The sequence below is a fragment of the Burkholderia sp. BE12 genome (assembly GCF_002959955.1).
In the GTDB taxonomy this organism is placed as follows: Bacteria; Pseudomonadota; Gammaproteobacteria; order Burkholderiales; family Burkholderiaceae; genus Burkholderia.
The window spans coordinates 23982-35548 of record NZ_PREY01000044.1; the positions used below are offsets into that span (position 1 = coordinate 23982).

An 11567-nucleotide genomic window follows, 5' to 3' on the forward strand; every position below is an offset into this window, starting at 1 on the left:
ATTCGGCTCGGGTTTTCGGTGCGCGGGCGGCCCCATGAGGACGGCGGCGACATCCGGTGGCGAACGAGAACTGCCACGACTGGCAGTGTCGTGGCAGAATTGGCAGTCAGCCTGGCAGTCCGTCCGGGCGCCCCTTCGCCGAGCGAGCCTCCGCATGAATCCGCACGACACCATTCCGATCGTCCCCGCACCGCGCCGCGACGCGATGCCCGACGTACGCGCGCTCGTCGCGTATCTCGAGCAGGACCCGCAGCCGATGATCGTGGTCGACCCCGACTACCGCATCCTCGCGGCGAACGATGCGTACCGGCGCCAGTTCGGTGTGGCCGGCGTCGAGCATGTGGGCCGGCACTGTTTCCAGGTCTCGCATCACTACGACGTGCCGTGCGACCAGGCCGGCGAGCATTGCCCGATGAAGCAGGCGCTCGAATCGCGCGGGCTGAACCGCGTGCTGCACATCCACCACACGCCGCGCGGCCCCGAGCATGTCGACGTCGAGCTGCGGCCGATCTTCGATGCGGACGGCAACGTGATCGCGTATGTCGAGCGGCTGACGACGGTGCGCAGTGCGTCCGCGCAGCCGAGCGCGGAAGGGCTCGTCGGCGGCGCCGACGCGTTCAACGCGGCGCTCGGCGCGCTGCAGCGCGTCGCGCCGTCGACGTTGCCGGTGCTGCTGCTCGGCGAATCGGGCACCGGCAAGGAGCTGTTCGCCCGCGCGCTGCACGAAGCGAGCGATCGCGCGATGGGGCCGTTCGTCGTCGTCGATTGCTCGGGGATCGCCGAGACGCTGTTCGAGAGCGAACTGTTCGGCTACGAGAAGGGCGCGTTCACGGGCGCGAACCAGCGCAAGCCGGGCCTCGTCGAAACCGCGCAGGGCGGCACGCTGTTTCTCGACGAGATCGGCGACGTGCCGCTGCCGATGCAGGTGAAGCTGCTGCGGTTGATCGAATCGGGCACGTTCCGGCGTGTCGGCGGCGTCGAGGCGCTGCGCGCCGATTTTCGGCTCGTCGCGGCCACGCACAAGCCGCTGCGCGAGATGATCGACGACGGCCGGTTCCGGCAGGACCTTTACTACCGGATCAACGCGTTCCCGATTCCGCTGCCGGCGTTGCGCGAGCGGCGCGGCGACATCGCGCTGCTGGCCGAATCGATCCTGCGGCGGATCGCGAACGCGCGCGGCAACGCGGGCGACGCGAATGCCCGACCGTTCGCGGCCCGACCGTTCGTGCTGACCGAGCGCGCGCGGGCGTGCCTCGACGCGTATGCGTGGCCCGGCAACATCCGCGAGCTGCGCAACGTGCTCGAACGCGCGTGCCTGTTCGCGGACGACGGGACGATTCGCGTCGAACATCTGCCGGCCGAGCTCGTCGCGGCAGCGGCGGCGCCGCACGCGCAGGCGGTGGCCGCGCGCGGCGTGTCCGATGCGGAGCTGGTCCGTATCGCGCGCGCGTTCGACGGCACGCGCAAGGCGCTGGCCGAGCAGCTCGGATTGAGCGAACGGACGCTGTACCGGCGGATGAAGGCGCTCGGCCTCGGCTCGCGCGAGCGCTGAACGGGCATGTCGCGCGCGGCTGGCGGCGGCACGTGGCTTTGCCGATAATGGCGCTTCCGATTCCAGCGCGCCCGCCATCGCCGATGAAAAAACCTGCCCTCTCGCGTTGCCTGTTGCTCACCTTCGCGGCGCTGGCCAGCCCGGCGCACGCCGCCGACTACACGTGGACCGATGCGGCCGGCGCACACGCGGTGACGCTCGCCAGAACCGCGTCCGGCGACGACGTCGAACTCAAGGTGTCCGCGACGCTCGACGGCCACCCCGACTGGACGGTGCGCGACTATGTGAAAGCCTGCCCGGTCGACGTGATCCTCGACGTCGTACCGAAGTCGATCGAAATGCGCGATCTGATCGGCAACGGCCGCAAGCAGTTCCTGTTCGCGTACAAGATCGGTTGCCGCGGCGACGTGAGCGCCGATCAGGTCAAGTACTTCCTGATCGACGCCGGCACGAAATACGTGCTGCGCGGCGAGGAAACCGTCACGGTCAACGGCAAGTTCGTCGACGGCGGCGCGGCGCCCGTACCGAATGCGGACCTGAAGGCGCAGCCCGCGTTTCTGCGCTACATGACGAAGCGCTGGCGCGGGATCAGCGGGCGCAACGACTAGGCCGGCGCCCGGGCGGCGCGTGCGAGAAGGGCCGATCGATGCTGGATACCGGCTGCCGATGGTGAAACTGGCGGCACGCGGGAAACCCGCTTGCCGCCCGCCCGTCATGCGATCAGCGCACGGGCGCCAGTTGCGCCATCGCCTCGCGCACGAAACCGATCAGCGTCTCGTCGGTCCACGAATCCTTCGTCAGCGCCGGCTCGTTCATCAGCGCCGCGCGGAATTTCGCGTGCGTGGCCGGATCATGGCCCGCGTAGCTGCAGAACAGCTCGAGCCAGCGCTGCGCGAGCACGCGGCCTTGCGGCGAATCGGGCTGGATGCCCGAATCGATCGCGTCGCGCACGTCGGCCATCAGTTGCGGCCATTCCATCGCGCGTTCGCCGTAGTGCGCCCGCATGAAGCGGATCTCGTCCGGCGCGAGGTACTGCTCGAACAGCCGCATCTTCGTTTCCGATGAAGCACGCAGCACATAGTCGCGCAACGCGGTCGAAATGCCGATCTTCGACTGCATCGACGGTTCGTGCTCGTGCATCAGGTTCAGCTTCGCCAGCAAGCGCGGATCGTTGTTCGTGTCGCGTACCAGCAGCGCCATCCAGCGCGCGGCGAGCGCACGGACGCGCTCGTCTTCGGCGGGCACGCCCGCGTCGTGCAGCGCGCGGACCTCGTCGACGAGCGTGGTCCATTCCGCGTCGCCGGCCTGGCTCTTCTGGTACATCGGCAGGCGAGCGAGTTCTTCCTCGGAGAAATATTTGTCGTACACGGTCATCAACTCCAGTGTGGTGAGCCAATCGGCCAGTTCCGGCTCGGTGCCCGCCGCGAGCTGCGCATGCAGGCTCGCGAGCCGCTCGCGCAGCTGCGCGGTTTGCGCGAGCTGGCGGTCGAGCGACGCGATCTGTCTGGCGACGAGATCGACGAGCGGGGTACCGGGCTGGTTCAGGTATTCGCCGATTTCGGCGAGCGACAGTCCGAAGCGACGCAGGGCCTGGATCTGGTGAAGCCGGGCGATATCGTCGCGGTCGTACAGCCGGTAGCCGTTGTCGGCGCGCGCCGAAGGCGTCAGCAGACCGATTGCGTGATAGTGATGAAGCGTGCGGACGGTCAGCCCGGTGCGTTTCGCCAGTTCTCCCACTTTCAGCCGCATTCGTTCCTCCGTTCGGTGCGCACACTGGAGTCTCGAACGTTACGCTACGTGAGGGTCAAGCGGAAGATCGGCGATCGGACGGGCGTTGCGGGAGGCCGCACGCGCGTCCGATCGAAGGAGGCTTATTGCGTCGAAGGGGCGGACTCGGGCGTGGCGGCGGCGCGCGCGTCCTTGCCGGCAGCGCCGGCGGTTTTACCGGACTTGTCGCCGTTGTCGGCCGGCGGTGTGCCCATCGCCTGGTAAAGCCGTGCGGTATCCGCGAACCGTGCGCCGGTCGCGCGAATCTCGTCGAGCCGCGCATTGCGGTACTGCAACTCGCTCGCGCGCGCGGCCGACGGCGGCAGCGCGCCGAGCCGCACGCGGGCGGCCGCGTCGTCGTATGCGCCACGCGCGGACAGCGCGGCGCGCGACGACGCATCGAGCGCCTCTGCGTCGTGCTCGAGCGCCGCGAGCGAATCGGCGACGTTCTGGAACGCGCCGAGTACCGCCTGCTTGTACTGGTCGACCGCGGCCTCGTAGGTCGCCTTCGCCGCGCGGCGCTGGGCGAGCAGCGCGCCGCCGTGGAAGATCGGCTGGCTCAGCGACGCGCCGACGTTCCAGATCGCGCCGGCGCCCGACAGCATCGTCGGCCAGCTGAAGCCGCCTTTGCCCATCGCCGCCGACAGCGACAGTTGCGGAAACATCTGCGCGGTCGCGAGGCCCACTTCGGCGGCGGCGGCCTTCAGCCCCGCGTCGGCGGCCTGGATGTCCGGGCGGCTTTGCAGCAGGTCCGACGGCACGACGACGGGCACCTGCTCGGGCAGGTGCAGATCGGTGAGCGCGAGATCGGCCGGCGGCCGGTCGGGCGTGCGGCCGACCAGCACCGCGAGCGCATGGCGCGCCGAGTCGCGCTGCTGGCGCAGCGCGGGCAGGCTCGCCGCGAACGTGTCGGCGCTTTGCCGCGCATTCAGCGCGTCGCCGCGCGATGCCGAACCGAGCGCATGGCGGCGCTCGGCGTCGTGCGCCTGGTCGTTCGCGAGCGCGACGAGCCGCTCGGTCGTCTCGATCTGCGCATTGAGCACCGACACGGTGATCGACGCGGTCACGATGTTCGCGGCCAGCGCGCGCCGCGCGGATTCGAGCTGGAATGCGCTGACGTCGACGCGTTTCGCGAGCGCGCGGTTCGCGAAGCGCGACACGCCGAACAGGTCGACCGTGTAGCTCGCCTGCAGTTGCCCGACGAACGTGTCGTACAGCAGCGTCGGCGCGCCGAGCGCGGGAATCGGTACGCCGAGCGCGCGCTGGCGCGTGGCCTGACCGACCGCGTCGATCGACGGCAGCATCGAACTGCCGATCTGCCCGCGCAGCTGTTCGCGCGCGGCATCCAGCGAATGCGACGCCGCACTCAGCGTCGGGCTGTTGTGCAGCCCTTCGTCGACGAGCGCGTTCAGCGCATCGGACCGGTACTGCTTCCACCAGTCCGGCACCGGCTGCGCGCCGACCTCGAACTGCTGCGCGACGCCTTGCGCGGACACGGTCTGCTCGACTTGCGGCGCGGCGCCGTAATGCGCGGGCGACGGCATCGCGGGCGGCTCGCCGCTCGGCGCGAACCATGCGCAGCCCGCGAGCGGGCCGGCGACGCTCGCGATCGCGAGCGCCCGCACGGCTTTCGTTTTCAGGGTCATCGATCGATCCATGGTCAGGCTCCCGACGCCGCGGCCGGCGTGCTGCCGCCTGGCGGCGGACCGTCCTGCGGGTCGCGTTCGTCGCGCTTCACGCGGAACCACGTCGCGTACAGCGCAGGCAGATAGAACAGCGTCAGCACGGTTGCGCTCGTGATGCCGCCCATCAGCGCGGTCGCCATCGGCCCGAAGAAGTTCGAGCGCAACAGCGGGATCAGCGCGAGCACGGCGGCCGCGGCCGTCAGCGTGATCGGCCGGAAACGCCGCACGGTCGCGCCGATGATCGCGTCGATGCGGCCGTGACCGACCGCGATGTCCTGCTCGATCTGATCGACCAGGATCACCGAGTTGCGCATGATGATCCCGAACATCGCGATCACGCCGAGCGTCGCGACGAAGCCGAACGGCTGGCCGAACAGCAGCAGCGTCGCGACCACGCCGATCAGCCCGAGCGGTGCGGTCAGCACGACCATCAGCACGCGCGAGAAGCTCTGCAGCTGGATCATCAGCAGCGTGAACACGGCGATCGCCATCAGCGGCATCTGCGCGTTGATCGACGTCTGCGCCTTCGCGCTTTCCTCGACCGAACCGCCGATGTTGATCTGATAGCCGACCGGCAACTGCGCGCGCAGCGCGTTCAGCTTCGCGTCGACCGCATGCGTGACGTCGATGCCCTGTGCGCCGGCGCGCACGTCCGACTGCACGGTGATGGTCGGCTGGCGGTCGCGTTCCCACACGACGCCGTATTCGAGCGTCGGCGTGAAGCGGCCGAGCGAGCCGAGCGGCACGGGGCCGTTCGGCGTCGGCAGCGCGAGGCCCGCGAGTTTCGCCGGATCGACGCGGTCGGCCTGCGGCGCGCGCAGGTCGACGGCGATCAGCTTGTCGCGTTCGCGATACTGCGTGACGGTCGTGCCGGACAGCGTCATCGCGAGGAAGCTCGACACGTCCTGCGACGTGACGTTCAGCTCGCGTGCCTTCTTCTGGTCGAGCTCGAAGCGCACCGAGCGTTCCGCCGGCTCGTCCCAGTCGAACTGTACGTTGACCGTGCGCGCATCGCCGCGCATCGTCGCCGCGACCTTCTCGGCGATCGAGCGGACCGTCGCGATACTGTCGCCGCTCACGCGGAACTGCACCGGATAGCCGACCGGCGGCCCGTTCTCGAGCCGCGACAGCCGCCAGCGCACGGCAGGAAACTTGTCGCGCAGCGTGGTTTCGAGCCAGATCGCGAGCTTCTCGCGATCCTCGACCGATTTCGCGGTGATCACGAACTGCGCGAAGTTCGGCAGTTGCAGCTGCTGGTCGAGCGGCAGGTAGAAGCGCGGCGCGCCGCTGCCGACGAAGTTCACCGAATGATCGATCTCGGGACGCTTGTCGATCGCTTTCTCGAGACGCTCGGTCTCGCGCAGCGTCGCCGCGAACGACGCGCCTTCGGGCAACCGCAGGTCGACCAGCAGCTCGGGCCGGTCGGAGCTCGGGAAGAACTGCTGCGGCACCAGCGAGAAGCCCATCATCGCCACGACGAAGAGGACGCCCGTGATCAGCAGCACGACGAAGCGCCGCTCGATGCACCAGTCGATCCAGCCGCGCAGCCGCCGGTAGAAGCGGGTGTCGTAGATGTCGTGCTCGTGATCGTCGGGCAGATGCGCTTCGTGTGCGTGCCGCTTGCGCTCGGGCAGCATGTGGAAGCCCAGCAGCGGGATCAGCACGACGGCGGCGAACCACGACGCGATCAGCGCGATCGCCGACACCTCGAAGATCGAGCGCGTGTATTCGCCGGTACTCGATTTCGCGAGTGCGATCGGCAGGAAGCCCGATACCGTGACGAGCGTGCCCGTCAGCATCGGGAATGCGGTGCTGGTGTACGCGAACGCGGCGGCGCGCGCGCGGCTGTAGCCCTGTTCGAGCTTCACGGCCATCATCTCGACCGCGATGATCGCGTCGTCGACGAGCAGCCCGAGCGCGAGCACGAGCGTGCCGAGCGACACCTTGTGCAACCCGATGTCGAACATGTACATGAAGAGCGCGGTGACCGCGAGCACGACCGGAATCGAGATCACGACGACCATCCCGGTGCGCAGGCCAAGCGACACGAGGCTCACGACCAGCACGATCGCGATGGCTTCGGCGACGGCTTCGAGGAAGTCGTCGACCGAATGCGAGACCGCGTGCGGCATGCTCGACACCAGCGTCAGCTTGAGGCCGGCCGGCAGTTGCGCCTGCAGATCCTTCGATTCGGCGTCGAGCGCCTTGCCGAGCCGGATCACGTCGCCGCCCGGCTGCATCGTGACGCCGATGCCGAGCACGGCCTTCCCGTTGCTCCGCATTTGCGTGACGGCCGGATCGTCGTAGCCGCGCCTGACCGTGGCGAGATCGCCGAGCCGGAACGTGCGGCCGTTGATGCGCAGCAGCGTATCGGCGATCGCGCCGACGTTGTCGAACTGGCCGCTCGGCCGCACGAACACGCGATCGTCGGCGGTCGTCAGCACGCCGGCCGACGAAATGTCGTTCTGCGCGTTGATCGCCTGCCCGAGCTGCTGCGGCGAGATGCCGAGGCGCGTGAGCTGCGCATTGTTGACCTCGATGAAGATCCGCTGGTCGGGGTCGCCGAAATAGTCGACCTTGCCGACGCCCGGTACGCGCAGCAGCACGGTGCGCAATTGATCCGCGTAGTCGTGCAGTTGCGCGGGCGTGAAGCCGTCGCCCTCTAGCGTCCAGATGTTGGTGTAGACGTCGCCGAATTCGTCGTTGAAGAACGGGCCCTGCACGCCGGGCGGCAGCGTATAGCCGATGTCGCCCACTTTCTTGCGGATCTGGTACCAGGTCTCGGGCACGTCCTTCACCGGCGCCGAATCCTTCATCGTGAAGAAGATCAGCGATTCGCCGGGGCGCGAATAGCTGCGCAGGAAGTCGATGGCGGGAGTTTCCTGCAGCTTGCGGCCGATCCGGTCGGTCACCTGTTCCTGTACCTGCCGCGCGCTCGCGCCGGGCCAGAAGGTACGGATCACCATCACGCGGAACGTGAACGGCGGGTCTTCGGATTGCGCGAGCCGCGTGTACGCGAGGATGCCCGCGAGCGTCGCGAGCGCGATCAGGTAGACGACCAGCGCCTGGTGGCGCAGCGCCCATGCGGATAGGTTGAACCGGCCTTCTTCGTGGGAGACGCTCACGATGCGAAGTCCTCCGGATGCAGCGGCGCGATCGCGCGCACCTTCTCGCCCGCGCTGACCGTATGCACGCCCTGCAGCACGACGCGCTCGCCCGGCTGCAGCCCGTGCGACACCGTCACGGTGCGCTCGTTGAAGCGCGCGACGTCGACGCGGCGCAGTTCGAGCGTGTCGTCCTTCGTGCGCACGACCCATACGGCCGGTTGCGCGCCGTCGTGGAACAGCGCGGTCGCAGGCAGCGTGATCGGCTGCGTGTCGCCGGCGGCCGGCGCGCCGTCGAACGCGACGTCCGCGGTCATCCCGAGCCGGATCGCCGGATCGGGCGCGCCGAGCGTGAGCTTCACGCGGTAGGTGCGGCTTTGCGGATCGGCGGCCGGCGCGATTTCGCGCACCTTCGCGGCGAACCGGCGGCCCGGCAGCGACGGCAGCGTGACGGTGGCCGCATGACCGGGCGCGAGCGATGCGAGCGCGGCCTCGGGCACGTCGCTGACCACGTCGACGTCGCCCGACCACGCGAGCTGGTAGACCGGCTGGCCGGCCGACACGTTCTGGCCCGTATCGGCCTGCTCGGCGGTGATGGTGCCCGCATGATCGGCGACGAGCGTCGCGTAGCGGAGCTGGTTCTTCGCGAGCGCGAGTTGCTGCTGCGCCTGGTCGCGCTGCGCGAGCGCCGACGTGTAGCTGTTCTGGGTCTGTTCGAGCTGCGCGGTCGCGATCAGGTTTTCGCGGGCCTGCGCGCGATCGCGGTCGAGCTGCTGTTTCGCGAACGCGAGGCTGTGCGTCGCGGCATCGAGTTGCGCCTGCGCGCTCGCGGCGTTCTTCTCGACGTCGGACGGATCGAGCAGCGCGACGACCTGGCCGACCTTCACCGTATCGCCGAGCCGCACCCGGCGCTCGATGATCTTGCCGGCGATGCGGAACGACAGCGGGGTGGCGTAGCGCGGCTGGATGTCGCCGGGCAGCGTGCGCGCGGCCGCGAGGCTGTCGGCCCGTGCGGGCAGCGCGACGACGGGGCGCGGGGCGGGCGGCGCGGATTCTTTCGGATGACAGGCGGCAAGGACGAGCGCGGCGCCGATCAGCAGCGCGGCGCGGGAACCGGAGCGATTCACGAAACCCCCAGGTGAGGTGGAGCGGAACGAAGCCGGCAAGCGCGGCGGGCGCTTGCCCCAAGCGGCGCCGGTACCGGCGCACACGGACAGACGGACGACATCTTCGGAAACTGTGGCGAATTCTAATACACACCTGTATCTGAATGCAAAGATGAATCCGAAGGGGAGGGGATGCTAGACTGCGCGTCATGAAACCACAGCGCTTAACTCGCGAGCAGAGCAGGGACCAGACGCGCGAACGTCTGCTGAAAGCCGCGCATCGAATTTTTCTGAAGAAAGGCTATGTGGCCGCGAGCGTCGAGGACATCGCGGCGGCGGCCGGCTATACGCGCGGTGCGTTCTACTCGAATTTCCGCAGTAAGTCCGATCTGCTGCTGGCATTGCTGGAGCGCGATCACGCAGAGGTGGAGGCCGACCTCGAGGCGATTTTCGAAGGCGGCGGCACGCGCGAGCAGATGGAATCGATGGCGCTCGCGTATTACCGGACGCTGTTTCGCGACGACGAATACTCGCTGCTGTGGGGCGAGGCGAAACTGCAGGCCGCGCGCGACGCGAAGTTCCGCGTGCGCTTCAACCAGTTCCTGCACGGCAAGCGCGTGCAGATGGCCGAATTCATCGAGCGCTTCTCCGAGCGGGCCGGCACGCCGCTGCTGTTGCCGGCCGATACGCTCGCGTTCGGGCTGATGTGCCTGTGCGACGGCGTGCAGTCGTACTACACGGCCGATCCGCAGCACGTGTCGGCCGACTCGGCCGAAGCGGTGCTCGGGGGGTTCTTCGCGCGGGTCGTGCTGGGGCGTGCGCCGGACTGACGGCCGGCGCACGCGTTTCCTTCGTCGCTGCGCTGCGTTCAGCGTGCATCGCCGGGCGGTACGCGCAGCATGCGGGCCAGCGACGCCGCATAGTCGTGCGCCCGGTCCGAGATCGGCGACCGGACGACCGGGTGCGGATGCCCGAATGCTTCGACGAAGGTGTCGACGTGCGGAACGAGGCGCGCGCACAACGCGTCGGTTGCCGCATCGAGTTGCCGGTAGCCTGACGGGTCCAGCACGCCTTCGCTGATCAGCCAGCCGCCGTGCCGCTGCGCACGATCGAGCGCGAACAGCGCAGCGAGATCCCGCAGCAAGGCGCGCGCCGGCTCGCTCGCGACCGCATCGGCCGCGGCCAGCGCGGCATCCAGCGCGAGATTCAATCCGTATGCCTCCGCCGCATCGCGCGCACTCGGCAACAGCGGATTCCAGACGTCCAGCGAATCGACACCGCTTGCCGTCCGGTCGTCGACCTGATCGGCGAGCGAGCGGATCAGTCGGCGTTCGCGCGCCCGCAGTGCGGCGATTGCATCGCGCGCTGCCTCGGGCCAGTTGCTTCCGGCTTCATCCGGTCCGGCCGACGCGGCAGGCGCCGCTGCGAGCGTGCGCGCCGTGTCGAGCAGAATCAGGAAGTTGTTGCCGCCCGCATCGTTGAACACGTGGCCGAGCCCCTGATAGTCGAGATACCGGTTGACGAGAAGATCGCCGGCCACCCCGCAACGCAGCCGGCATTCGGCTGCCACTTCCTCAGCGGCCCACGCGGTCAGAGCCTTGACGAGCGCGAGCTTGCGATTGGTGGAACTCCAAGGCGCCCACATCATGAACGACGAGACCGTACGGTCCGGCTGTGCGCGACCATGCAGCGCCTGCGCCCATTCGCGCGCGGCTTCGTTCGCGAAGCAGGTCATCACGTACGACGTCGCGAGCGCGCGTAACAGCGCACGCTGCTGCGTGCTGTAGCGCATGAGCGACGTTTCGGGCGCGATGCGGGCCATGCTCGAGCGATGCGTCGAGTAGTGCAGCGCCTGGGCGACGCAGGTGCGCGATACGGCGGCCAGCCCGATCGCGCCCATCGCCCACACGTTTTCCGGCGCGGTCAGCGTGCGTACCAGGCGGCCGTTCGGGTCGCCGAGCGGATCGTGGAACCGTCCGTCGGTGTCGATCGACGCGCCGTCGGACAGCCACGCATCGAACGGGACCGTCACGCGATCGAAGCCGGCGAGGCCGTAATCGAACGGCACCAGCGGGATTTCGGCGGGCGCGGACAGGCGCACGCCCGGCAGCGGGCCCTCGCGGGTGGACAAGTCGACGGCGAACGCGAAAACGCCGCAGTCGCGTTCGTCGACGATGACGCGCGCGCAGACGATGCCGAGCTTGTCGAGATCGTTGACGCCGACGTTGGTGAACTTCAGCGCGCCATCATCCGGCGTATGCAGCACGAAGGTCTTGCTGGCCGCGTCGAAGCGCGCTTCGGTGCGGGTCGCGAGCTGGCTGTTGCCGCCGCCGATTTCGGTGATCATGAACGC

The 11567-nt window shown here is 68.9% G+C and carries 8 protein-coding genes; 3 read left to right on the top strand and 5 right to left on the bottom strand.

The features are described from left to right. Positions 1–154: 154 nt before the first annotated feature. Positions 155–1552 carry a sigma-54 interaction domain-containing protein gene (locus C4B30_RS32090; protein ID WP_027784509.1) on the top strand — a complete coding sequence of 466 codons (1398 nt, stop codon included), beginning with the start codon at positions 155–157 and terminating at the stop codon, positions 1550–1552. Between the two features lie 83 nt (positions 1553–1635). After that, entirely contained in the window at positions 1636–2160 is a 525-nt protein-coding gene (locus C4B30_RS32095) for a M949_RS01915 family surface polysaccharide biosynthesis protein (RefSeq protein ID WP_027784508.1), read from the top strand. Between the two features lie 112 nt (positions 2161–2272). On the opposite strand, the gene C4B30_RS32100 is transcribed toward C4B30_RS32095, so the two are convergent. The 4 genes from C4B30_RS32100 to C4B30_RS32115 form a co-directional block, all read right to left on the bottom strand. After that, a complete protein-coding gene (locus C4B30_RS32100; protein ID WP_027784507.1) occupies positions 2273–3301 on the bottom strand; it encodes a MerR family transcriptional regulator in 1029 nt (342 codons plus the stop codon). A 122-nt stretch (positions 3302–3423) separates the two neighbouring features. Then, positions 3424–4977, bottom strand: coding sequence for an efflux transporter outer membrane subunit (locus C4B30_RS32105; RefSeq protein ID WP_027784506.1), 1554 nt, complete (start codon positions 4975–4977; stop codon positions 3424–3426). A gap of 2 nt (positions 4978–4979) precedes the next feature. After that, positions 4980–8129 (bottom strand): efflux RND transporter permease subunit, encoded by a 3150-nt coding sequence (locus C4B30_RS32110; RefSeq protein WP_027784505.1) that lies wholly within the window; start codon positions 8127–8129, stop codon positions 4980–4982. After that, the gene (locus tag C4B30_RS32115; protein WP_027784504.1) at positions 8126–9235 is read right to left on the bottom strand and encodes an efflux RND transporter periplasmic adaptor subunit; all 1110 of its coding nucleotides are present in this window, start codon (positions 9233–9235) and stop codon (positions 8126–8128) included. The genes C4B30_RS32110 and C4B30_RS32115 overlap by 4 nt, the downstream gene beginning before the upstream one ends. 188 nt (positions 9236–9423) lie before the next feature. On the opposite strand from C4B30_RS32115, the gene C4B30_RS32120 reads away from it, so the two are divergent. Beyond that, positions 9424–10044, top strand: coding sequence for a TetR/AcrR family transcriptional regulator (locus tag C4B30_RS32120; protein WP_027784503.1), 621 nt, complete (start codon positions 9424–9426; stop codon positions 10042–10044). A gap of 38 nt (positions 10045–10082) precedes the next feature. On the opposite strand, the gene C4B30_RS32125 is transcribed toward C4B30_RS32120, so the two are convergent. Then, on the bottom strand, positions 10083–11561 hold the full coding sequence (locus C4B30_RS32125) for an acyl-CoA dehydrogenase (RefSeq protein WP_051421398.1): 1479 nt from the start codon (positions 11559–11561) through the stop codon (positions 10083–10085). Between the last annotated feature and the right edge of the window lie 6 nt (positions 11562–11567).